Origin of the sequence: Pseudodesulfovibrio aespoeensis Aspo-2, from assembly GCF_000176915.2 — a bacterium.
Classification (GTDB): domain Bacteria; phylum Desulfobacterota; class Desulfovibrionia; order Desulfovibrionales; family Desulfovibrionaceae; genus Pseudodesulfovibrio; species Pseudodesulfovibrio aespoeensis.
Genome location: NC_014844.1, coordinates 3,386,938 through 3,409,515, shown reverse-complemented (window position 1 = coordinate 3,409,515; position 22,578 = coordinate 3,386,938). Strand labels below are relative to the sequence as shown.

Here is a 22,578-nt window from a genome sequence, read left to right as displayed (position 1 = left end):
CTGAGCGGGCGCGGACCGTCTAGTGCTGGCGGTAGTCTTCGGGCAGATCGATGACGCCGCCGGTCTGCTCGTACCAGCGCATGAAGGCGTCCACGCAGGTGGGGCAGAGCTGTCTGCCGCGCTCCTCGCGGATGATGTCCACGGCCACGGGCCTGGGCATGGAGTCGCGGTAGGGCCGTTCCGCAGTCACGGCTTCAAAAACATCGGCCACCGAGATGATGCGCGCCTTGAGGGGGATGGCCTCGCCAGCCAGCCCGTCGGGATACCCATTGCCGTCCCACCGCTCGTGGTGGGAGGTGGTCACCTCAAGGATGTCGTGCAGGCTCTCGATGGGGCGCAGGATGTCGGCCACCACATTGGAGTGGGCCTTGACATGGTCGTACTCCGTGTCGCTCAGGGAGTCCTTCTTGAGCAGCACGTCGTCGCGCACGCCGATCTTGCCCAGGTCGTGGAGCCTGCCCACGAGCAGCAGTCGGTCCAGCTCCGCCGGGGTAAAGCCGAGCTCCCTGCCGATGCCCACGGCAATGAGCGCCACCCGCTCGGAGTGGCCGCGAGTCAGGCTGTCGCGCGCCTCCAGGGCCTGGACCAGACTGGCGATGGCCGAGAGGGTCAGCCGGTGCTCCATCTGGAGCCGCTCCTTTTCCTCCAGCAGCAGCCGGAAGTTGGACGAGAAGATTTCCTCGATGACCGTCGAGAGTTGGGTCACGGAAAAGGGCTTGATCAGGAACGAGGCCGCGCCGCCGCGCAGGAGGCGGCGCATGATCGCCTTGTCGCCCATGGTGGACATGACGATGACCGGGATGGTGGAGAATTGGGAGCCCTTCAGGGCGCGGCACAGCTCGAAACCGTCCATCTCGGGCATCATCAGGTCGGTAATGATCAGGTCGGGCCGGAAATCGGCCAGCATCTCCAGGGCCTCGCGCCCGTTGACCGCAGTTCGGACCGCAAATCCGTTCTCGGTCAGGCCCACGCGCAGGAAGAGGCGGATGCTTGAGGAATCGTCCACCACCAGCACCTTGCTGCCGGTCAGGAAGTTGCGGGCGCGGACGATGTCCTTGATGCGCTCGATGCCCTCCATGATGTCGCCGCCCTTGGCCAGGTAGGCGTCGGCCCCCACGCGAAATCCCTGCTCCACGAACTCGTCCGTGTCGCGGGAGGAAAGGATGATGATGGGGATTGACGAGGTCTTGAACTCGCCCTTGAGTCGCTTGCACAGCTCAAAGCCGTCCATTCTGGGCATGTCCACGTCGGTGATGATCAGGTCGAAGTCGCCCTCGACGGCCTTGCCCAGCCCGTCCTCGCCGTCCACGGCCAGGGTTACGGCAAACCCGGCGGCGGTCAGGTGTTTTTCCATGGCATAGCGGACAGAAACCGAGTCATCGACCACGAGAATCCGCTGCTGTCCTTCGGTGTCGCCCTTGTCTGCTAGGGTGGTGTTCATCGAGCGCTGTCCTCCGCTTGGCGCGATACCCGGTAGGTCCGCCGCATACAATTATATTGCTTCGACATCATCGTCATACTACCCTTCTTCGTCGTGGACAACCCAATTGCACGTTATATCGCGGCCCTGCTCGAATCCGGGGACATGGCCCGCCAAGTCGCCCATCACCGGATTGTGGAGGGCGCCGAGGCGCGCCACGCAACCCCGCGCCATCCCTGGTCCGCCGCCATGGGGAGCGCCCTGTCGCTCCACGGCATCGAGATTCTCTACGCGCATCAGGCCCAGGCCGTGGACCACGCCCGTGCCGGGCACCATGTGGTGGTGGCCACGCCCACGGCCAGCGGCAAGTCCCTGTGCTACAACCTGCCGGTCCTGGACCACTGCCTGGCCGATCCCGAGGCCAAGGCCCTGTATCTCTTCCCTCTCAAGGCCCTGGCCCAGGACCAGCTCAAGGGGTTCAACGAGCTGGCCGGGCTGCTCCCCGTTGGGCCGGACCAGGGCGGGCGCAGGCCCACGGCGGCCATCTACGATGGCGACACCTCGCCCCATTTTCGCAAGAAGATCCGCAACGCGCCGCCCAGCGTGATCATGAGCAACCCGGAGATGGTCCATTTGTCCATGCTCCCCCACCACGCGGCCTGGGCCGAGTTCCTGTCGGGTCTGAGTTATGTGGTGGTGGACGAGGTTCACACCTACCGCGGGGTCATGGGCTCGCACATGGCCATGGTCTTTCGCCGGCTGTTGCGTTTGTGCGAATACTACGGGGCGCGGCCCACCTTCATCTTCTGCTCGGCCACCATCGGCAACCCGGTGGCCCTGTGCCGGATGCTGACCGGCCTTGAGGTGCATCCGGTCCTTGAATCCGGCGCGGCCAGGGGGTTGCGGCACATGCTCTTCATCAACCCCGAGGGCTCGCCCGCCCAGGCGGCCATCCAGCTACTCCGCTCGGCCCTGGCCCGCGATATGCGCACCATTGTCTACTGCCAGTCGCGCAAGCTGACCGAGCTGATCGCCCTGTGGGCCGCCGAGCGCAGCGGGCAGTACCGGGAGCGCATCTCGGCCTACCGGGCCGGGTTCCTGCCCGAGGAGCGGCGCGAGATCGAGGCCCGGATGGCCTCGGGCGAGCTTCTGGCCGTCATCTCCACCTCGGCTCTGGAGCTTGGCATCGACATCGGCGGGCTCGACCTGTGCATCATGGTCGGCTACCCCGGCTCCATCATGGCCACCCAGCAGCGCGGGGGCCGGGTGGGCCGCACTGCGCGCGACAGCGTGGTCGCCCTGGTGGCCCAGGAGGACGCCCTGGACCAGTATTTCATGCGTCATCCCGAGGATTTCTTCGCCCGCCCGCCTGAATCGGCCATGCTCAACCCCTACAACCCGGTGATCATGGACCGCCACCTGATCTGCGCCGCGGCAGAGCTGACCCTGCGCCGGGGCGAGACCTTCCTGCGCGAGGAGCCTGTGGGCACAAGGGTGGATCAGCTGGTGGCCGCGGGCCATCTGTTTGAGGTGGCCGGAACCACGACCGGGCCCACGACCAGGCCCAGAACCGGGCCTGGGTCCGAGCCGTCGGGCGAGATCATCACCAGCCACAAGCACCCCCATCGCGACGTGGACCTGCGCGGGGCCGGGCGGTCCATGCACATCGAGGACATCACGGGCTTGGATTCCGAAGGCGGCGAAGGGGGCAAAAGGCCGGTCATCGGAACCCTCGACGCCCACCGCGCCTTTCGCGAGGCGCATCCGGGCGCGGTCTATCTGCACCGGGGCCAGACCTATGTCATCGACGACATGGACATGGGCACCATGGCCGTGCGCGCCCGGCGCGCCAGGGTGGGCTACTACACCCGCCCGCGCGGCAGCAAGGACACGGAGATCCTCGAAGTGCTCGGCACCAGGGCGTGCTTTGGCACCCGCGTCCACTTTGGCCGCCTCAAGGTCACCGAGCAGGTCACGGGCTATGAGAAACGGGCCGTGCGCGGCGGCAAGCTGCTGGGCATCACCCCGCTCGACCTACCGCCGCTGCGTTTTGAGACCGAGGGGCTCTGGTTCGAGATTCCCCACGCGGTGCGCACCCGGTGCGAGGAGGAATACCTGCACTTCATGGGCGGCATCCACGCCTTTGAGCATGCGGCCATCGGCATGCTGCCACTTTTGGTCATGACCGACCGCAACGACCTGGGCGGCATCTCCACCCCCATGCACCCCCAGGTGGAAGGCCCGGCGGTCTTCATCTACGACGGCATGCCCGGCGGCGCGGGGCTGACCCGCCAGGCCTTTGAGCAGGCCGACGAGCTGTTGCTGACCACCCTGCGCACCATCGACGAATGCCCGTGCGAGCTGGGCTGTCCGTCCTGCGTCCACTCGCCCAAGTGCGGCTCGGGCAACCGGCCCATCGACAAGCGCGCCGCCCGGTTCGTGCTTCAGTCCATCCGCACCGGCGACCCGCTGACCACCGCCATCAAGGAGATCGACATGCCTCTGTCTGGACCTCTTTTCGACCACGGAGTCACCCGGCCCGCGCCCAGGCGCTACGGGGTCATCGACATCGAGACCCGCTTCTCTGCCGACGAGGTGGGCGGCTGGGGCCGGGCCGACCGCATGGGCGTGTCCGTGGCCTGTGTCTGGGACGCGGGTGAGTGCGCCATGTTCGACTTCGGCCAGGACGACCTCGACGCGCTGGTGGCCCGGTTGCAGCAGTTCGACCTGGTCATCGGCTTCAACCACGTCAAGTTCGACTACGCCGTGCTTGGCGGCCTGCACCCTTTCAAGTTCCGCAGCCTGCCCAATCTCGATCTGCTGGCGGAGATCAACACCCGGCTCGGCTACCGGGTCAGCCTCGACAACACGGCCCAGGCCACCCTGAATGTGGGCAAATCCGCCGACGGCCTGATGGCGCTCAAGTGGTGGAAGGAGGGTCGGCTCGACCTGATCACCGAATACTGCCGCAAGGACGTGGCGGTGACCCGCGACCTCTACCTCCATGGCCGCGAGCACGGCCATATCTTCTTCACCAACAAGGCGGGCCAGAAGGTCAGGCTGCCGGTGGACTGGTAGTTAGCTGTCGGGTGTCAGGGAGAGCTTGTCAAATCCGTTTGAACAGGGTAAACTTCGGGTAACTGATCAGAAGTGTACTTTGCCAATTCCCACGGACGGGAAGCGGAAAACCACGGGTCCCTCTGGAGAGAGCGCGGCGCGGCAGGAGAAGCGAGAGCCACAGGCTTGAGCGGATCGTGCTCCGAGCCGCAGGGATGGCCGGGCTGCGAAACAACGCGCCGCGGCCTTTTTTCATGGGAAAAGGCCGGGCCGATGCAGGGGGAGCCGTGCGGATCACATCCCACGCCTCGGAGCAATACCGAACCAACGCCGCAGCGGCCACAAGCCGGGGCGAGGAGGCAGTCACCCCGGTCCAGGCCCAGGCCCAGACCCTGGCCACGGTGACCACCACCGCCTTTGGCTTTCGCCTGGGCGGGTTCGGGCTGGACTACGAGTCGTCCAGCACGGTGCTCAATCCCTCCCTTTCGTTTGAGGCGCGCCGCTCCCGCCAGCAGGCCGCCGCCTTCTCGGCCCAGGCCGAGGTCACCTCCCTGCGCGCCCAGGTGGGCGTGGAGGGGGCTGACTATCGCACTCTGCCTGTCACGGCTGAGGCATCGGTTGGCACCCCTTCTTTGGCCCGCGTCAAATCCGCCCTGGCCGCCTATGCCCGCTGCGCCCAGGAGCCCCTCCTGCCGCCCGGCACCATGCTCGCCGCAGTGGTCTGACATCCCCCCATCAGCCGGGGGATGACGACGGGGTGGACATGCCCAGGAAAATATGCTCTCCAGTGGCAAACGGAAAAGCAAGGCAGACCCCATGGATAGCATGAAGAATATACGCCGGTATCAAGGGGCCGTGGACCGCGGCATGTGGGAGCGGCTCAACGGCCACAAGGCACTCGCCATCTGGTTCACCGGCCTTTCGGGCGCGGGCAAGTCCACCATTGCCCACGAGGTGGAAAAAACGCTGTTCGACAGGGGCATGCGCGTCAAGGTCTTTGACGGCGACAACGTCCGCCACGGGCTGTGCGGCGACCTGAGCTTCTCCCTGGAGGCCAGGGCCGAAAACACGCGCCGCATCGCGGAAATGGTCAAGCTCTTCCTGGAGAACGGCACCATCTGCCTGTGCGCCTTCATCTCGCCGTTGCGCGCCGACCGGCTGCGGGTGCGGGAGATCGTCGGGGCCGGGGATTTCCACGAGGCCTTTGTCTCCTGCCCGGTGGGCGAGTGCGAGCGGCGCGACACCAAGGGCTACTACCGGCTGGCCCGCGAGGGCAAGATCAAGAACTACACCGGCGTGTCCGCCCCCTACGACGCCCCGCTTGACCCGGAACTGCTGCTGGAAACGGAAAAAATGAGCATCCGGGACAGTGTCGAGGCGGTGGTGGCCTACATCCTGAAGACCTCGGCCTTGTAGGGTCATCCTGGTCGCGCCTGTTATTCTCGTCTGCCCGGCGTCTGCCCGGTTCTCCCTTCCTTGCTTGCCAAAGCGCGCCGCAGTGCGCACTATGGACCCCGGCTACGCAAGCGAGGAAACACCACCATGAAATCAGTACAGGCACAGATCAAGGGCATGCACTGCGCGGCATGCTCCGGGCGCATTGAGCGCGCCGTGGGGGCCATGGACGGCGTGGACGCGGTCTCCGTCAACCTGGCCTCGGAAACCATGGACCTGACCTACGATCCAGAAGGCACGACCCTGGAGGCCGTGGCCGGGCGCGTCAGGGAGCTCGGCTTTGAGGCGGATTTCCCGGTTGCGACCACGGCATCACCGGGCCTTGATGAGCTGAAGCTCGACATCGGGGGCATGCACTGCGCGGCCTGCTCGGCCCGCATCGAGCGCGTGACCGGCAAGCTGCCGGGCGTCAGTTCGGCCTCGGTCAATCTGGCGTCGGGCGCGGGTTCCTTTGTCTTTGACCCGGCCCGGATCTCGCGCCGCGACATCCGCCAGGCCATTGCCGACGCCGGGTTCACCACCCAGGCACGCTCCGAGACCTTCACCCTGTTCCAGACCCGGCGCCGGGAGGCGCAGGAGCGGCTGGCCGCGCAAAAGCGCGAATTGATCCCGGCTTTTCTCTTTGCCCTGCCCCTGCTCGTCCTCTCCATGGGCCACATGTGGGGCATGCCCCTGCCCGGCTGGCTCGACCCCATGCGCGCGCCCCTGACCTTTGCCCTGGTTCAGCTGGGGCTGACCCTGCCCGTTGTCTGGTCGGGCCGCAACTTTTACCTCCAGGGCATCCCGGCCCTGCTGCGCGGCGGGCCGAACATGGACTCGCTGGTGGCCATTGGCACAGGCTCGGCCTTTCTCTATTCGCTGTGGAACACGGCGGCCATGTTCGTCGCGCAGCAGGAGGCCATGGTGCATCTGGCCATGGACCTTTACTACGAGTCCGCAGCCGTGCTCATCGCCATGATCTCGCTGGGCAAGTATTTCGAGACCCGCTCCCGGCTCAAGACCTCGGACGCCATCCGCGCCCTGATGCAGCTCGCCCCGGACACGGCCACCCTGATCCGCGACGGGCAGCAGGTGACCATCCCGGTGGACGAGGTGGAGCCGGGCGACACCCTGCTGGTCAAGCCGGGCGAACGCATCCCGGTGGACGGCGAGGTGGCCGATGGCCGCTCCAGCGTGGACGAGTCCATGCTCACGGGCGAGTCCATGCCCGTGGGCAAGGCAATGGGCGACCCGGTGGCCGGGGGCACCCTGAACACCTTTGGCGCGCTGACGGTCACGGCCCGTCGCGTGGGCCAGGACACCATGCTGGCGCGCATTATCCGCATGGTCCAGGAGGCCCAGGGGTCCAAGGCCCCCATCGCCAATCTGGCCGACCGCATCAGTTTTTATTTCGTGCCCGCAGTCATGCTGCTGGCCGTGGCCTCCGGGCTGGCGTGGTATTTTGTCGGCGGGGCGGGCTTTCCGTTTTCCTTGCGCATCTTCGTGGCCGTGCTGGTCATTGCCTGCCCCTGCGCCATGGGGTTGGCCACGCCGGTGTCGATCATGGTCGGCACGGGCCGGGGCGCGCAGCTCGGCGTGCTCATCAAGTCGGGCCGCGCCCTGCAGGAAGCGGGCAAACTCGACACCGTGGTCTTTGACAAGACCGGCACCCTGACCCATGGCCGTCCCGAACTGGCGGCCGTGACCATGGTCCGGGGCACCATGGCCCGGACCGAGGCCGTGTACCTGGCCGCCGCCGCCGAGAGCAGCAGCGAGCATCCCCTGGCCCAGGCCATCATGCGCCACGCCCGCGAGCTCAAGCTTGAGCCGCCCGCGCCCGACGGGTTCGAGGCCGTGCCGGGCAAGGGCATTCGGGCGGTCATCGGCTACCGGACCGTGCTCATCGGCAACCGGGAGTTCATGGAGGACAACAGGATCGCCCTGGACGACGACCAGTTCGCGGTGGACGCCATCAAGCACTACGCGGACCAGGGCGCGACCGTGGTCTACTTTGCCAGCGAGAACAAGTTCAACGCCCTCTTCGCCATTGCCGATGCCATGCGCGATGAGACGCCGGAGGTGATCGCCAGCCTGAAGCAATCCGGGCTGAACCCGATCATGCTCACCGGCGACAACGAGGCCACGGCCCGGGTGGTGGCTGCGCGGGCGGGCATCGACACGGTCATCGCCGGGGTGCTGCCCGACCGCAAGGCCGCCGAGATCGAGCGGCTCCAGGCCGAGGGGCGCACGGTAGCCATGGTCGGCGACGGCATCAACGACGCCCCGGCCCTGGCCCTGGCCGACATCGGCGTGGCCATGGGCTCTGGCATCGACGTGGCTGTCGAGTCCGGCGATGTGGTGCTCATCAAGAGCGACCTGCGCGCCCTGCTCACGGCCCTGAATCTGTCGCGGGCCACCATGACCAATATCAAGCAGAACCTGTTCTGGGCCTTTGCCTTCAACGTCATCGGCCTGCCCGTGGCCGCAGGACTGCTGCACATTTTCGGCGGGCCGACCCTCAATCCCATGATCGCGGGCACGGCCATGGCCATGAGCTCGGTCACGGTGGTCAGCAACGCCCTGCGGCTGCGCTTCTTCAAGGGCTGACCGGGACTGGTTCCGCGAAAGAATCCAGGGCCGACGGGTGCGATTGCATCTGTCGGCCCTGATTTTTTTACAGCTATGGGGCGAGGGTGATCAGGGCGCCGTAGAAGAATTCGTTGAGCGGGGAATCGGGCGGGGTGGTCCATTCGGTTTGGAGGGCCGCGCCGGGGTGCGCGGCCAGGAAGGTGCGCACAAGTCCCTGGTTCTCGTCCGGGTTGAGGGTGCAGGTGACCACGGCCAGGGTGCCGCCGGGGCGGGCCTGGATGGCGGCGTTGTCCAGGATCTCGGTCTGGAGCCTGACCAGGTCGTCGAGGTCGCGCGCGGTGCGCTTCCACTTGGTGTCCGGCCTGCGCGAGAGCACGCCAAGGCCGGAGCAGGGCAGGTCCAGGAGCACGGTGCCGGGCTGGCGCGGCGGCGTGGCCGTGGCCGCGTCGGCCTCGAAGGTGGTCACTTCGGGCAGCTCGCGGCTCAAGGCGGCCAGCCGTCCCCGGTGGATGTCCGAGGCAAAGGTGTCGATGTTCTTTTCGCGCAGGATGCGGGTCTTGCCGCCGCGCCCGGCACAGGCGTCCCAGACCGGCTCTGGCCAGGCTGCGGGGGAGAGCCGCTCGATGACCTGCCGGGCGGCAAAGGATTGCCGGGCCAGGGGCGGACGCGGCTCATCCTCGAAGGAAGTGCCGGGCGGCAGGGCAAAGCTCATGCCCTCGATGTCCAGGACTTCGGGCAGGGCGGCCAGATCGGCGTACAATTCGTCCGCCTCGGGATGGCCGAAGAGGTTGATGCCCAGGGCGGGCGGGTTGAGCTGGGCCTTGAGATAGGCCAGGGTGTCGGCTTCGCCGTAGGCGTGCCGCCACATGTCGGCCAGCCACTGGGGGCAGGAATACCAGCGGGTCAGGAACTCCGGGCCAGAGGCGTCCTTGCGGTAGAAATCGGGATCGTGGGCTGTCTCGCCCAGCTCGGCCACGCGGCGCAGGACCGCGTTGAACAGGCCGGAGAGGCGCGTCCCAGGCTTGGTCTTGGAGAACTCCACGGCCCAGTCCACGCTGGCGTAGGCCGGAACCTTGTCGAGAAAGATCATCTCGTAGGCGGCCACGCCCATGGCCAGCCGCATCTTGGGCGGCAGTTTGCCGGGGTCCTGGAGAAAGCGCGACAGGACGTATTCCACCCGCCCCTTGTGGCGCAGATATCCGTAGGCGATCTCGGTGGCCAGCCCAGTGTCGCGCGGATCGGTCGGTTTGGCGGACAGGGCCGTATCAAGGGTGGCCTGGATGTCGTGTCCGGAGAAGAGGCAGTGCGAGAGCGCCTCAAGGGCGATGCGTCTGGCCGGGGGGAGCGGTTTGGGTGTATGCTGATTCATGCCCTGTCATACGCTCTGCGGCCCCGGCGCGCAAGAAACGAAACAGGACCATGCCCTCAGGGCCGGTCAAAAGTTTTCAAACACGTCGAGCAGTTCGTCGTCGATGCTCTCCGGGTCCGGGGCATTGAGCTGCACGAGGCGGTGCAGGAAGGTGAAACTCAGGTCGTCCATCTCGGTGAAGGCCATGGCCGCCTCGTCGCCCTTGCACCGCCTGATGACACCGTTCACCACGATGCGCACGCCCGCGGACAGGGGCAGGTGCAGCTCGCACTGGGTGCCCTCGTCGCAGTCGCCGCACCCGGCCAGGAGCGCGCCCTTGAGGCTGATGTTCCTGGTCCTGACCGGCATGACCACTTCGCCCACGGTCACATAGGCCTCGAATCCTGCATCCACCCGTGTGTTCCGACGCTTGTCTCGTGACATGGCTTGCTCCTCCATGCTGCATGCATAGCAAAGATTGGGGCGGATTCAAAGGGAAGTAGTGGTAACCCAAGGGATGCGACAGAATAAGGATAGACCGACATACCTATTCGCCCGGAAGTCTGCAGGCAGGGATCAGGAGATGCCGCCCTGGCCGCGGATGACCCGTTGGTCGCGCAACAATACACGAGGAACCATGAGAAGAAGGGGCAGCAACCATTTCATGGCATACAGGAGTGGCTCCAACCAGAATCGGCGAGGGTGGTATTGTTCGACCCCGGACACCATGGCGACATGCGGTTTGGCGTATATCGACACAATCCCTTCAACAGCATTCGAAGGGTATTTGCTCCTTACCAAGTCGAGGTTGTTTCGAGCGTCATCCAGAGTTCCTTCGATGACAACGCCGTAATCCGGGTCCAGGATCATGTGCCGCCCCTGCGTAAGCGCCACCATGACATGCCCGTCCATGACGAGAATGTTTGCATCCAGGCCGTTCTTGTGGAGCAGTTCGCTCAGGATGATCGATTGTTGTGAGCACAGTCCAACCCCGCGTTCAATGGCCTTGTCGGCATCGACAAACTCCCATTGCTCGAACGAAGGGATGAAATGTTTGAGGGCGTAAATGATCCAGTTTTCCCAGATTGGAAGAGAGACGTGATAAGCTTCGGCCTTGGGCAAGTCCCATGAATGAAGGATGCCGAGGTGGACAAGGCTCGTCATGCGTTTGGCATACTCAGTATCTGATTCGTTTGTCCTGCGCTGCATTTCCTGGTGAAAGGTCTCCAGGGAGATGGGTGTTTTCAGGGCTTCGGAGCGCAGACCATGGAATGACCCGAAAAGGTTGGTGGCGAAAAGCAATGCCCCGCAGAGGAAAAGAACTCCGAACAAGCGTTTTGTCATCGGCTGCCGGAACCTTGACCGAGCAGATCCCGAAAAGCGGCATGCACCTTGTCCTTTCCGAGTCGGTTGATGCCGAATTCACCAAAACACAGTGCGAGCTCCTCTTTAAGGAAGTCGTCAGGGCCCAGTCGTTCTTTTGTGGGTGTTTCCCTGTAGTTGTCCAGTTCGAATTCAACGCATTTGCCATCACCTTTGGGGTGAATGTTGCAAGTGGTTTTTGTCTGATTGCGGTAGACGGTGACAAACCACTCCCTGGCGATGTCCGAGGGTTGCGTGAAGGTGAATGTGGTTTGCTTCACAGGCGCGGCAAGGAGGTCTGATGCCAGGGGGTTGATAGTGGCTCCGGGAGCGAAGTAGTTCAGGATGGTTTGGGTCACATCAATCGTCTCGGCTGGCCTGTCGTCAATTCCTGGCATCACATCCCCAAAGAACAGCACAGGGGTTTTGGCTACGGTTTCCTGGGGATGATACCCGTACCAGAGCCGCCCGTCCGCATAGCTGGTGCCGTGATCTGCCGTGATCAGGACAAGGGTGTCGTCAAGGAGACCCTTTTCCCGCGCCTCATCCAGAAAGCGAGCGAGATTGTCCTCAAGCGAGGCAGCAACTTGTCGGGAGTGTTCGCGAATCGAGGTTACAAGAGTCTCGTCTTCCGGGGGATAGCGGTATCCGTTATTCCGCGCCCGGCCAATGGAGCCTTTCACCTCCAGCTCGTCAGAGTCCCATGCTACGGGCAGGTCTGCACTTCCTGTTGCCCACGAATAGTGGAAGATAAGCGCGCTTCTTGCCGACTTGCGCGCGAGTTTTTCCATCTCTGGAATGAGCAGGCTGTTGAACACACTTCCTCTAACTTTTCGGGGGGCAAGCCCTGGAACGGTGCGCGATATGAGCCATGGCCGGATGTCGTTGCCAAGATTGGCCTCCAGGGTCGGGCCGCGGGTGACAATGAAGTAGTCGAGGCCGAGCTTGTCCAGAAGTCCTGAGTGGTGCGGGAGTGCGAACAGGCTGCGGAAGCCCGAGTATGCGGTGACCCTCCCCGAAGAATTCTCCGGCATTCCGTTGCGGTGGTAGAAGATGCCACGAACCGCGACGTCACGCTTTTGGAGTTCATTGATGAGATTGGGATCGGCGTCCATGGCGTCTTCAATTACCATTTTGTACGGATCAAGGTAGGAAAAAGTGTCCGATTGCTTTCCTCTGTAGAGGATGCCGAAGTACCCATTGGTCCAGACCGCGTTCGACCGGACATTGGTGAATACCCGTGCCTTTGGCAGACTGCTGGGAAGTGATGGGGCTCCAGTGGCGAAAGTGGGGGATAGGGAGGTCGGCCACCCGTCGAGGATGATGAGTACGAGGCGCTTCGGTTGCCCGCTATGACCAGTTGGCGGCATGGCAAGGGCCAAGGCCGCCAGGGCCAGAGTGAAGGGCATGACCCAGTTGGCGGCTGTTTGGGTCCGTTTCAATATATCGTCCCTTGTCCTTGATCTGGTGATGCACATCCAGAAAAAGGCAAGGAGAAGCGGCCAGAAGATGACCCAGAGGAATTCCGGGTATGCGAATGAAGTGAACTTGAAGAGGAGGTATTTGCCTCTGACGGTGAGCAGGAAGGCTGAATCGATGAGGGCTAGACCGAGAAAAATCGGCGTTGCTGCCAGCAGGGCCGCCAGCAGTGTTTGCAGTGCGGATATGGTTCCCTCAGTGCTTTTGACGACAATACGCAGTGCCAACCCCACTGCTGCCAGGACAACCAGAAAGACTGGGGTCAGGGTGAGTATGATGGTCGTTATACTGCGGGCGTCGCTCATGAAGAAGAGAATATCTCCGGAGAGAGCAAAAAAAGAAAAGGAAAGGGCCAGGGAGATTGAGAAGAGAAGCGAGACGACTGCTAACCATTTTTTGTGCATAAAAGCAGCTTCCTGGTTGGCCTGTCCGAGTCCATCACGGAGATCGTGGGGAAATGCTTTTTCAGGGCGCACATGACATCCTCAAACGAGTACCGTATGTCTCGCCCTGCACCGATGAGATCGTTATTCTGATCGTCCATATCCACGAATTCGAAAAGAAGATGCTTGGTGGATAACTGTGAAAACATGCGGCTGATGCGTTCAAACGACTGACGCCCAGGGATGTGAAGATGGTGCATCAGGGCGAGGGCAAACACCATTTCTGATTGTGCGCGCTTGAAGAGTGGAGGGTATTGGCTCCCCATGAATCCGAAGGAAGGCGTTGGGCAGAGTAGATCGGCGACGACAGGGGTTATCTCAAGGTTGTTTTGCCTTGCGTAATGGTAAAGCTTGTTGATGCTCGCCTCGCTCGAATCGACGGACATGACCCTGGCTCCCTTTTGGGCAGCCAGCACGGAAAACGCTCCTGTGTTGCATCCGGCATCAAGCACGCTTGCCGGGGCAAGGCGATCCAGGACTTCGCCCACGAGGGAGAGTTTCTTTCCTGTGTCGAAGAGGGGGTCGATTTCTCTGTAATATTGGGACCAGATGTCTTCCTTTGTTGAAAAGTCGAAGGCGTCGAGCCGTTTTTCAAGCCCCCTGCAAAAGCGCGAGAAAAGCGCCTCTGGGATAGGTCTTTCGGAAAGTGCCCTGTGCTTTAACTTGCGCTGAAGAGACTGGCGGTTCTTGACTCGACTCGAAATAAAAAATCCGAGCGCTTGTCCCGGATGGGACGCCTTGTAGCCTGTCGAGGTATTGTTCCAGAAACTTTCGAAAGAGATACCGCCAATGTTGTTATACAAGAAGTCCCTTGCCACATTTCCCTTGCCTTGCGTGGCTAGGGCCAGGGGGCGCAGGAAAAAAGCGTGAAATTGCTCCAGGGCTGGCCAGACAAGTCCGGGTTTTCTTGGAGCGATAGAGGTCAGATCCAGGAAGACAGGGGTTGCTCCGTTGAAAAGTATGTTCCACGGGTAGGCGTCCTGAAGCGTGGCGTTGACGGAAAAAGCCGTCTTCAACATGGATACGGTGAGTCGTGCAGCGTCCAGCAGCATGGCAGGGCACCATTCGACGCAGTATGTTTCTGGTTCAATCCTCTCGTGCTGAATGATAAAGGCGACATCCGGGAGTTCCAGGACAACCTCGGAGAGGCTGCTTGCAACCAGCCCGTTGTCCATGAAACGCTCTATGGTTCCATCGGAAAAGAGCTTGGCATAGAAATCGCCGCTCGCGTCTTTGATCGCACGGTAGATATTCCCTTCATGCGAAAAGACAAAGCCATGGGGATCAACATAAGAGGAGGGGTGCCTATGCACTTCGCCCGCCAATAGAACCTCTGCACCCATCGCTATTCTTCGGCCTGTTCGCTTTTGGATGAACCTTTGTCGCCTTTTTTGAAGAACTTTTGCTTGAGGTATGTCCATGGGCGAAAGACCAGGCCCGCCAAGACCCCGAAGATGGCAATATAGGCAAACTGATAAACCGAGGACAGAAATCCGGGGTCAACGTAAGCCAGTGCTTCCTCAGGAAAGAGGGTAAAAAGCGTGACCGATGCCAGCGTCAGGCCTGGGGCCGTTTTTGTGCAAAAGTATTTCATCATATCCTCGTGGCCGGTAATAATTATGGTGCGTTACACGGGTTCCTGCTGTCGAAGCGGCACGCGTGCCGCTCTCTGGCCGGAGTGTTTGCTTCCGCGTATCGCTTTGCGCCATGACGCGTTTTTCCGACATCTTCAGGTCTAGTCGTAGTCCACGGCGCTGAAGCGCATCAGGGAGTCCCAGTTGTGCAGGGCCTCGACGTAGCGGATGGTGCCGGTCTTGCCGCGCATGACCAGGGACGAGGTCTCGGCGCCGTGGCCGTGGTAGGACACGCCCTTGAGGAAGGTGCCGCCGGAGATGCCTGTGGCCGCGAAGAAGAGGTCGTCGCTCTTGACCAGATCCTTGACCGTGAGCACGCGGCGCACGTCCATGCCGAATTCGGCCAGGGCGTTTTTCTCGTCCTGCTTCTGCGGGTCAAGCTTGGCGAACATCTCGCCGCCCATGATGCGGATGGCGATGGCCGAGAGCACGCCCTCGGGGGTGCCGCCGGTGCCCATCATGACATCCACCTCGCAGCGCGGGTCGATGGCCATGAGCGAGCCGGTGATGTCGCCGTCGGTGTGCAGCTGGATGCGCGCGCCCGCCTCGCGGATCTCGCTGATGAGCTTCTTGTGGCGCGGCTTGTCCAGGACAAAGACCACCAGGTCGTCCACGTCCTTGTTCAGGGCGCGGGCGATGAGCTTGAGATTGTGGCCGGTGGGGGCCTCGATATCCACCACATCCTTGGCTTGGGCCGGAACCACGAGCTTTTGCATGTAGTAGCTCGGACCCGGATCGAACATGGCGCCCGCCGGGGCCACGCCCACAACCGAGATGGCGTTGGGGCGGCCATAGGCGAGCAGGTTGGTGCCCTCAAGCGGGTCAACGGCGATGTCCACCTTCGCCCCCTGACCGATGCCGAGCTTCTCGCCGTTGTAGAGCATTGGCGCGTCGTCCTTGGCTCCTTCGCCGATCATGACCCGGCCATCGATCTCCAGGGTGTTGAAGCACAGCCGCATGGCGTCCACGGCGGCTTGGTCGGCGGCTATCTTGTCGCCCTTGCCGAGCCAGCGGGCGCAGGCCAGGGCAGCGGCCTCGGTCACGCGGACGAGGTCCAGGGCAAGGTTTTTCTGGGGGGCTTCCATCATGGTGACTCCTAGTATTTCTCTCTGATCATGCGGGCAAAGTTCTCTGGGGTGAAGCCGTATCGGTCCGACAGCACCTTGCCCGGAGCCGAGGCTCCGAAGTGGTCCAGACCGAGCACCACGCCGTCAAGGCCCACATATTTGTACCACAGGCCCGTGCGTCCGGCTTCGGCGGCGGCGCGGGCCGTGACCGCGGGGGGCAATACTGCATGTTTATACGATTCGGGCTGGTCGTCAAACAGTTTGGCCGAGGGCATGCTGACCACGCGCACCTTGCGCTTGAAGAGCCTGGCCGTGGCCAGGGCCAGGGAGACCTCGGACCCGGACGCAATCAGGATCAGGTCCGGGGTGCCGTCGCACTCCTTGAGCACGTATGCGCCGCGCCTTGGGCCGTCGATGATGGCCGGGTACTCTGCCGGGTCAAGGACCGGCAGCCCCTGGCGGGTCAGGAAGAGGCAGGAGGGATGGCGCGGCTGCTTGAGCGCGATGTCCAGGCAGGTCGCGGTCTCGTTGGCGTCTGCCGGGCGCAGGTCGATGAGGTCGGGGATGAGCCGCAGCGAGCTGACGTGCTCGATGGGCTGGTGGGTCGGCCCGTCCTCGCCCACCCAGAAGGAATCGTGGGTGAAGACGTAGAGCACCGGCAGGTCTTGCAGGGCGGACATGCGGATGGCGTTGCGGCAGTAGTCGGAAAAGGTCAGAAAGGTGGCGCCGAAGGGGAGCAGCCCGCCGTGCAGCTGCATGCCGTTCATGATGGCGGCCATGGGGAATTCGCGCACGCCAAAGGCGAGGTTGCGGGCGGCGTAGCCGTCCACGGCAAAGTCGCCGCACAGGGTGCGGAAGTTCATGGTCTGGTTGGACGGGTCGAGGTCGGCGCTGCCGCCCACCAGGGTGGGCAGGGCGTTGGTGACCGCGTCGAGACACTTGCCCCAGGCCTGACGGGTGGCCACGCTCTCGCCCGGGGTGAAGGAGGGCCAGTCGATGGCGAGCTCGGGCCGGGGCGTGGTGACGTGGGCCCACAGGGCGGCAAAGGGGGCGTCCTTGGCCAGCTTGGCGTCCACGCGGGTCTGCCAGGCGGCAGCCTTGGCGCGCAGGCCGTCGAAGCGGGCGCAGTAAGCGGCGAGCACGTCCGCCGGGACGTGGAAGTCCGTGGCGGGCAGGCCGAGCTTTTTCTTGGTGGCCGCGATCTCGTCTGCCTTGAGCGGCTCGCCGTGGGTCTTGTGGCTGCCTTCCATGGTGGCGCAGCCCTTGGCCATGACCGTGTGGCCGATGATCAGGGTGGGCTTGCCGGTTTCCATCTGCCCCGCCCTGATGGCCGCGCGGATTTCGTCGTGGTTGTGGCCGTCCACCTCGATGACCTGCCAGCACAGCCCTTCGAAGACCTTTTTGTGGTCGGTGCAGTCCGCCTTGCAGGTGGGGCCTGCCAGCTGGATCTTGTTGGAGTCGTAATAGGCGATGAGTTTGCCCAGCTTCCACAGCCCGGCCAGGGAGGCCGCGCCGAGCGCAATGGGCTCCTGCAGATCGCCGTCAGAGGACAGGACATAGGTGTAATGGCTCAGGGCGTCCTCGCCCAGACGGGCGCGCAGGTGCGCCTCTGCCGCGGCAAAGCCCACGGACATGGCAAAGCCCTGGCCCAGCGGCCCGGTGGTGGCCTCCACGCCCGGAGTCAGATGGACCTCGGGGTGGCCGGGCGTCAGGGAGCCGAGCTGGCGGAAGTTCTTGATGTCGTCCATGGAGATGAAGCCGTTCAAGTGCAGCAGGCTGTAAAGGAGCATGGACTCGTGCCCGGCGGAGAGGATGAACCGGTCGCGGTTGAACCATGAGGCGTCGTCCGGGTTGAAGTCGAGAAACTCGGAGAACAGGATGGTGGCGTAGTCTGCCGAGGACATGGCCCCGCCGGGGTGGCCGGAGTTGGCCTTGGCCACGCCGTCCATGATCAATCCCTTGACCACGGCCACGGTCTTGTCCGTCATATTTGTCATGGTGAAACCCTTCCTGGATGGTGTTATTTGGAGACGGTGTCCATGAGGTCGATGCGCCGCTGATGCCGCTCGCCCCCGAACCCGGTTTCCAGAAATGTCTTGAGTATGGCCAGGGCCAGTCCCTGGCCGGTGACGCGCTCGCCCAGGCAGAGGATGCGCGCGTCGTTGTGCTCGCGCGCCATGCGGGCGAGAAATTCGTTGGTGCACAGGGCCGCGCGCACGCCCATGCGGTTGGCCGTCATGGTCATGCCCTGGCCCGTGCCGCAGATGAGCACGCCGAGCACGCCGTTGTCGTTCCTGACCCGCTCGACCACCTTGGCGGCATAGATCGGGTAGTCGCAGGAATCGAGGCAGTCCGGTCCCTGGTCCTCGACCAGGCAGCCCCAGTCGGCCAGGGCCTTGATAAGCGCCTGCTTGAGCGTGTAGCCCCCGTGGTCGGAGCCGATGACGATGGTTCTGCTCACGGCAAATCCCCCTTGGTGTCCGGGTCGCGTTTGTCCGGCGGGTCGCTGTCCGGGCGCAGCCTGCTCATGCGCGCCTCGCGGTCCTGGACCAGCTCGGCCTTGAGGGTCTCGATCTCCTCCTTGAGGAAGCTGATCTGCCCAAGGCACAGGTCCTTGTCTTCCTTGCGGCCCCTGGGCTGCTCTGCAATGCGGCCAAGGGTGGCATATTCCTGTTCAAGCTCTTTTTCAAGCCTGCCTATCTCGAAGCGGGCGAGCACGGACCGGGAGAGCCAGCCCATTTCGGCGAGCCAGGTCTTGAGGCCGAGCAAAAAGACATCCAGGACCGATTCGTTCGATTTCACATCGCGCATCATTTGTCCTCATGTGCCACGGGCGTTTCCGTGTCCTGCGGCCTGGGACCCCTGTCCAGGCGGTGGAGCCGGGTGTCCTCCGGCAGTTCAAGGTCGGTGGCCCTGGCGGGCCAGGGTGCAACCTTAAACTCTCGCGCCGTGATTCGCAAGACGCCTTTCTCGCCGTCGTCCATGGACAGGGTCAGCCGACCGGGCATGGGCGGCTGAGCGCCGTCTTCTTCATAGGTATTGATCTCCAGCCGCCAGGTGCGCAGTCCGGCCCCGATCGCCTCCCCAGCCTCGCCTTGGACCGGGCTTCGGGCCACGGTCCCGCGCATCAGGACAGGCCTGCCGACCTTGTCCAGGCTGATGGCGGTGACCACCGTGGTGCCGGGTCCGTTGCCGTTGTGCGAGGCGAGCCGGTGATTGACGGCATAGGCGAATCCGCCGTTTTCGCGCCCGCCCGTCTCGAAGCGCTCCGGGGCCAGCCCCTGGAAATCGCCCGCGCACACCCTGGCCAGCTGGCCCAGGGAAAAAGGAAAGGGCATGCCCAGCCGGGTGGCCCCCAGCACCGGGTCGGTGTGGGCATAGGCGGTCTTCTGCTCCGGGTAGTAGACGAGGAGCCCGTTGCGGTCCTCGCGGATGTGGGCGAGCAGCTTGCCGATGCCTGCGGACACGTCAAGGCGCATGGGACCGTTGAAATCTCCCCACATGGAGTACAGGGTCCGGTTGGTGCGCCGGGTGGGCGTGACCCGCGAGTAGTAGAGGGAGCCCTTGATCAGGGCGGCGGGCTGTGCGGGCGGGGCGCAAGAACTGTGCCGGAACACCTGCCATGCGGCCTCCGGGTCGGCCTGTTCGGGCAGGCGGACGGCGCGCGGCGCGCATCCTGTGGCGGCCAGGGTTGCGCCAAGCAAGAGGGCTGCCGCCAGGGTCGCGGAAACAAATGGGAAGCGAAGCCGCGTGGTCATAGTTCCTGCAGTTTTTTCCGGATGGTTTCAGGGTGTGCGGTCTTGAATTTGAGGGAGTTGCGGTAGCCCTTGCGCGCTTCGGACTTCTTGCCCATGGCCTTGGCGATGTCGCCGTAATGCTCCCAGATGGTGGGGTCGCTGTCCACGATGCCCACGGCGTAGCCGATGTTTTCCCAGGCCTGGGGGTAGTCCTTGAGCTTGTAATGGACCCAGGCCACGGAGTCGAGGATGTAGCCGTTTTCGGGATCGAGCAGGGACGCCTTCTGGACCAGGACCAGGGCGCGGTCGAGTTCGCGGTCCTCCTCGGCCAGGGTGTATCCCACGTAGTTGAGGCCGTTGCTGTGATCCGGGTGGGTGCGCAGCACGTTCTCCATCAGGGCGAGCCCTTCTGCGCGCCGATCCGAGGCCTCGTAGAGCATGGCCAGTTCATAGGCCAGTTCCGGGTCGTCCTTGAGTCGGGCCAGCCCCTCTCTGAGCGCCCGCTCGGCCCCGGCTTTGTCGTCCTTGTCCCGAAGCAGGGCGGATTCGAGAATATAGAAGGTGGTGGCGTCCGGGAACAATTCCTTGCCCTTGCGGGTGATGGCCAGGGCCTCGTCGCCCTTGCCCAGCGCGTTGTAGAGCTGGGCCTTGAAGCGCAGGGCGTGCGGGTAGAGGCGGTCGTCCTCGTTCACCTTGTCCAGGAAGGTCAGGGCCTTTTTCGGGTCGTTCTCCCCCTCGTTGGCAATGACGGCCTTGTAGAAAAAATACTCCGCCGGGACTTCCCCGTCCGAGGTCAGCATGTCCAGGACCGTGGAGCCCTGGGCGTAGAATCCGTCGTTGATGAACATGAGCACGGCGTCGAGGACGAAGCTCTTGGACTGCGGCCCGTTCAGGGCCACGTCGAGGGCGCGGCCCGGATTGTTGAGCTTGAGGTTGAGGTTGATCACCCGCAGCCGCGCCTCCGGGAACTGGTCGCCCTGGTCCATGATGCGCGCGTAGGTTTTTTCCGCGGCCACGAGGTCTTTGGACAGCTCATACTGGTAGGCCAGCTCGACCATGGCCTCGGTAAAGGTCTCGTCCATGGCCACGGCCTTCTTCAGGGTGGCGATGGCCGCCTTGCGCATGCCCAGGTTGCCCTGGGCGCGGCCCATGGCGTAGAGCGCGTCGGGCGAGCGTTGGTCCGCCGGAATCTTCTTGAGGGCGTCCAGAGCCTGGGCGTCGCGTCCCGCGTCCATGAGCATCTGGCCCAGCCGCTCGCGGGCCTGGTAGTCTTCGGGCTGCTTGGCCAGGTAGTCGTCCATGACCCCGATGGCCGCGTCCACGCGGTTGTCCATGACATAGGAATTGGCAAGGTAGATGGTCAGCAGCTGGTTGTCGGGGAACGCCTTGAGCCCTGTCTTGAGCGCCTCGCGCGACTTGGCCGCGCCTGCCGGATCGTTCCAGGTCAGCCCGGCCTTTTCGAGGTAGAGCTGGGGGGTGGGGGAAACGGCCAGCAGTCTGTCCAGGGCGGCCTCGGCGCGCGCGCTGATCTCGCTGATTTCCTGCTCGGTGAGCGGGCTGCGCTCGCCCTCGGCCGCATGCCGCTGGAGCCGCTGCAATTGGTCCTGGTAGACGAGAAAGTCGTAGTTGAGCCGGGCCTCGTCCGACAGGGATCGCTCCTGCGCAACCGGCTTTGGGGCGCTCACGACGGCACAGCCGGAAAGTCCGGCCAGCGGGAGGATGAGCAGAAGGGCCGAAAGCGCGGCCAGAACGGCGGGGCGATATGTGCGTGTCATGCGATTTCCCATTGTTAGTCGTGTTCAATCACCCAGTCTTTGGAAAAACCCTTGATCTTCTCGGTCATGTGCTCGCGTATCTTGGCGATGAGCCGGGCCTCGATCTGGCGGACGCGCTCCCTGGTGACCTCGAACCGCTCGCCGATTTCGCGCAGGGTCATCGGGTCGTCCGAAAGCAGCCGGTGGTCGAGGATGGCCAGCTCCTTGTCGTTGAGCGTGGGCCGGATGGCCTTGAGGTTTTCCAGAAGCAGCTCCACGATCTGGTCGCTGGCCAGCGACTCCTCGATGCCGGGGCCGAGCGAGGGCAGGAAGTCCATCCTGGTGGCATCGGAATCCTCGCCCAGCGGGGCGTTGAGCGACATGTCGTTCCTGGACAGCCGCTGGTCCATCTCGTCGATTTCGGCCTCGCTGACCCCAAGGCTCTTGCTCAGCGCCTCGGTGGTGGGGTCGAAGCCCATGGCCTGGAGCCGCTGCCGCTCCTTGTTCAGATTGTAGAAGAGCTTTCGCTGGGTCTGGGTGGTGCCCACCTTGACCATGCGCCAGTTGTCCATGATGTACTTGAGGATGTACGCCTTGACCCAGAAGGCCGCGTAATAGGAAAACTTGATGCCCTTCTCCGGGTCGAACTTGGTCACGGCCTTGAGCAGCCCCACGTTGCCCTCCTGGATCAGGTCCAGGGCATTCTGCATCCATCTGCGCTGAAAATCCATGGCGATTCTGACCACCAGCCGCAGGTGGGAGGAGACCAGCTTGAAGGCCGCGTCCTGGTCGTTCTCGTCCTGCACGCGCTTGGCCAGGGCGTATTCCTCCTCGGGGTCGAGCAGGGGAAAGCGCGCGATCTCCTTGAGATAGAGCTGGAGCGGGTCGCGGACCCTGACCTCCTTGGACGAGGCGACCACAAAGGCGGGCAGCCGACTTTCCGGAGGGTCGAGCCGGGCCGGGAGGGCGGTGCCGGACAGAGGGTCGCCCAGGCTGTCGTCCAGGGCAACGTCAAAGCCGGGGTCGTCAAACCCCGGTTCCTCTAGGTCTGTCTCGTCCGGGTCGTCAACGTTCACGTCGTCCTGGTCGTCCAGGTCTTCAACATCCGGGTCGTCGTCCAGGGGCTTCCTGGACGGATCGTAAGGATTCGGCCCGGTTGCGCCCGTTTCGTCAAAGTCGGAATCAACGATGTCGGGCTCAGGTGCGGAGGTCTTGCTTGCGGGTGTCATGCTTTATGCGGCGGGCGTCAAAAGC

18 protein-coding genes are annotated in these 22,578 nt (G+C 63.7%); 4 read left to right on the top strand and 14 right to left on the bottom strand.

Translation table 11 applies throughout. The features are described from left to right. Positions 1–19 precede the first annotated feature (19 nt). On the bottom strand, positions 20–1,441 hold the full coding sequence (locus DAES_RS15790) for a response regulator (RefSeq protein ID WP_013516043.1): 1,422 nt from the start codon (positions 1,439–1,441) through the stop codon (positions 20–22). Between the two features lie 144 nt (positions 1,442–1,585). Between DAES_RS15790 and DAES_RS15785 the strand changes: the two genes are divergently transcribed. From DAES_RS15785 to DAES_RS15770, 4 genes are all read left to right on the top strand, one after another. Then, entirely contained in the window at positions 1,586–4,498 is a 2,913-nt protein-coding gene (locus tag DAES_RS15785) for a DEAD/DEAH box helicase (RefSeq protein ID WP_173358457.1), read from the top strand. Positions 4,499–4,764: 266 nt separating this feature from the next. Beyond that, complete coding sequence (locus DAES_RS15780; RefSeq protein WP_013516041.1) at positions 4,765–5,202, top strand: hypothetical protein; 438 nt, start codon at positions 4,765–4,767, stop codon at positions 5,200–5,202. Positions 5,203–5,302: 100 nt separating this feature from the next. Then, entirely contained in the window at positions 5,303–5,893 is a 591-nt protein-coding gene (gene cysC / locus DAES_RS15775) for an adenylyl-sulfate kinase (RefSeq protein ID WP_236608425.1), read from the top strand. Between the two features lie 126 nt (positions 5,894–6,019). Beyond that, positions 6,020–8,518, top strand: coding sequence for a heavy metal translocating P-type ATPase (locus DAES_RS15770; protein WP_013516039.1), 2,499 nt, complete (start codon positions 6,020–6,022; stop codon positions 8,516–8,518). A gap of 73 nt (positions 8,519–8,591) precedes the next feature. Here DAES_RS15770 and DAES_RS15765 read toward each other — a convergent pair whose 3' ends face one another. From DAES_RS15765 to DAES_RS15705, 13 genes are all read right to left on the bottom strand, one after another. Next, positions 8,592–9,869, bottom strand: a complete 1,278-nt coding sequence (locus DAES_RS15765; protein WP_013516038.1) for a transcription antitermination factor NusB — start codon at positions 9,867–9,869, stop codon at positions 8,592–8,594. A gap of 66 nt (positions 9,870–9,935) precedes the next feature. Then, positions 9,936–10,292: a PilZ domain-containing protein gene (locus DAES_RS15760; protein ID WP_013516037.1), complete on the bottom strand. Its 357-nt coding sequence runs from the start codon at positions 10,290–10,292 to the stop codon at positions 9,936–9,938. A 132-nt stretch (positions 10,293–10,424) separates the two neighbouring features. Then, positions 10,425–11,192, bottom strand: coding sequence for a hypothetical protein (locus DAES_RS15755; protein ID WP_013516036.1), 768 nt, complete (start codon positions 11,190–11,192; stop codon positions 10,425–10,427). Next, a complete protein-coding gene (locus DAES_RS15750; RefSeq protein ID WP_013516035.1) occupies positions 11,189–13,093 on the bottom strand; it encodes a sulfatase-like hydrolase/transferase in 1,905 nt (634 codons plus the stop codon). Before DAES_RS15750 ends, DAES_RS15755 begins: the two co-directional genes overlap by 4 nt. Then, positions 13,075–14,475 carry a class I SAM-dependent methyltransferase gene (locus DAES_RS15745; protein ID WP_013516034.1) on the bottom strand — a complete coding sequence of 467 codons (1,401 nt, stop codon included), beginning with the start codon at positions 14,473–14,475 and terminating at the stop codon, positions 13,075–13,077. Before DAES_RS15745 ends, DAES_RS15750 begins: the two co-directional genes overlap by 19 nt. Positions 14,476–14,477: 2 nt before the next feature. Further along, positions 14,478–14,729 carry a hypothetical protein gene (locus DAES_RS17715; protein WP_157864883.1) on the bottom strand — a complete coding sequence of 84 codons (252 nt, stop codon included), beginning with the start codon at positions 14,727–14,729 and terminating at the stop codon, positions 14,478–14,480. Positions 14,730–14,867: 138 nt separating this feature from the next. Next, the gene (gene glpX, locus DAES_RS15735; RefSeq protein ID WP_041271876.1) at positions 14,868–15,851 is read right to left on the bottom strand and encodes a class II fructose-bisphosphatase; all 984 of its coding nucleotides are present in this window, start codon (positions 15,849–15,851) and stop codon (positions 14,868–14,870) included. An 11-nt stretch (positions 15,852–15,862) separates the two neighbouring features. Then, positions 15,863–17,830 carry a transketolase gene (gene tkt, locus DAES_RS15730; RefSeq protein WP_013516031.1) on the bottom strand — a complete coding sequence of 656 codons (1,968 nt, stop codon included), beginning with the start codon at positions 17,828–17,830 and terminating at the stop codon, positions 15,863–15,865. A 23-nt stretch (positions 17,831–17,853) separates the two neighbouring features. Then, the gene (gene rpiB, locus DAES_RS15725) at positions 17,854–18,294 is read right to left on the bottom strand and encodes a ribose 5-phosphate isomerase B (RefSeq protein ID WP_013516030.1); all 441 of its coding nucleotides are present in this window, start codon (positions 18,292–18,294) and stop codon (positions 17,854–17,856) included. After that, the gene (locus DAES_RS15720; RefSeq protein WP_013516029.1) at positions 18,291–18,644 is read right to left on the bottom strand and encodes a hypothetical protein; all 354 of its coding nucleotides are present in this window, start codon (positions 18,642–18,644) and stop codon (positions 18,291–18,293) included. The genes rpiB and DAES_RS15720 overlap by 4 nt, the downstream gene beginning before the upstream one ends. Continuing rightward, positions 18,644–19,591, bottom strand: coding sequence for a hypothetical protein (locus tag DAES_RS15715; protein WP_013516028.1), 948 nt, complete (start codon positions 19,589–19,591; stop codon positions 18,644–18,646). Before DAES_RS15715 ends, DAES_RS15720 begins: the two co-directional genes overlap by 1 nt. Then, the gene (locus DAES_RS15710; protein WP_013516027.1) at positions 19,588–21,345 is read right to left on the bottom strand and encodes a tetratricopeptide repeat protein; all 1,758 of its coding nucleotides are present in this window, start codon (positions 21,343–21,345) and stop codon (positions 19,588–19,590) included. The genes DAES_RS15715 and DAES_RS15710 overlap by 4 nt, the downstream gene beginning before the upstream one ends. A gap of 14 nt (positions 21,346–21,359) precedes the next feature. Then, entirely contained in the window at positions 21,360–22,553 is a 1,194-nt protein-coding gene (locus DAES_RS15705) for a sigma-70 family RNA polymerase sigma factor (protein WP_013516026.1), read from the bottom strand. Positions 22,554–22,578: the final 25 nt, after the last annotated feature.

What these genes read in the sequence shown, in the direction of transcription:
- tkt (WP_013516031.1), bottom strand. Translation starts at nt 17,830, where the DNA reads ATGACAAATATGACGGACAAGACCGTGGCCGTGGTCAAGGGATTGATC.
- DAES_RS15720 (WP_013516029.1), bottom strand. Translation starts at nt 18,644, where the DNA reads ATGCGCGATGTGAAATCGAACGAATCGGTCCTGGATGTCTTTTTGCTC.
- DAES_RS15765 (WP_013516038.1), bottom strand. Translation starts at nt 9,869, where the DNA reads ATGAATCAGCATACACCCAAACCGCTCCCCCCGGCCAGACGCATCGCC.
- DAES_RS15750 (WP_013516035.1), bottom strand. Translation starts at nt 13,093, where the DNA reads ATGCACAAAAAATGGTTAGCAGTCGTCTCGCTTCTCTTCTCAATCTCC.
- DAES_RS17715 (WP_157864883.1), bottom strand. Translation starts at nt 14,729, where the DNA reads ATGATGAAATACTTTTGCACAAAAACGGCCCCAGGCCTGACGCTGGCA.
- cysC (WP_236608425.1), top strand. Translation starts at nt 5,303, where the DNA reads ATGAAGAATATACGCCGGTATCAAGGGGCCGTGGACCGCGGCATGTGG.
- DAES_RS15705 (WP_013516026.1), bottom strand. Translation starts at nt 22,553, where the DNA reads ATGACACCCGCAAGCAAGACCTCCGCACCTGAGCCCGACATCGTTGAT.
- DAES_RS15710 (WP_013516027.1), bottom strand. Translation starts at nt 21,345, where the DNA reads ATGACACGCACATATCGCCCCGCCGTTCTGGCCGCGCTTTCGGCCCTT.
- DAES_RS15770 (WP_013516039.1), top strand. Translation starts at nt 6,020, where the DNA reads ATGAAATCAGTACAGGCACAGATCAAGGGCATGCACTGCGCGGCATGC.
- DAES_RS15715 (WP_013516028.1), bottom strand. Translation starts at nt 19,591, where the DNA reads ATGACCACGCGGCTTCGCTTCCCATTTGTTTCCGCGACCCTGGCGGCA.
- DAES_RS15760 (WP_013516037.1), bottom strand. Translation starts at nt 10,292, where the DNA reads ATGTCACGAGACAAGCGTCGGAACACACGGGTGGATGCAGGATTCGAG.
- DAES_RS15745 (WP_013516034.1), bottom strand. Translation starts at nt 14,475, where the DNA reads ATGGGTGCAGAGGTTCTATTGGCGGGCGAAGTGCATAGGCACCCCTCC.
- DAES_RS15790 (WP_013516043.1), bottom strand. Translation starts at nt 1,441, where the DNA reads ATGAACACCACCCTAGCAGACAAGGGCGACACCGAAGGACAGCAGCGG.
- glpX (WP_041271876.1), bottom strand. Translation starts at nt 15,851, where the DNA reads ATGGAAGCCCCCCAGAAAAACCTTGCCCTGGACCTCGTCCGCGTGACC.
- DAES_RS15785 (WP_173358457.1), top strand. Translation starts at nt 1,586, where the DNA reads ATGGCCCGCCAAGTCGCCCATCACCGGATTGTGGAGGGCGCCGAGGCG.
- DAES_RS15755 (WP_013516036.1), bottom strand. Translation starts at nt 11,192, where the DNA reads ATGACAAAACGCTTGTTCGGAGTTCTTTTCCTCTGCGGGGCATTGCTT.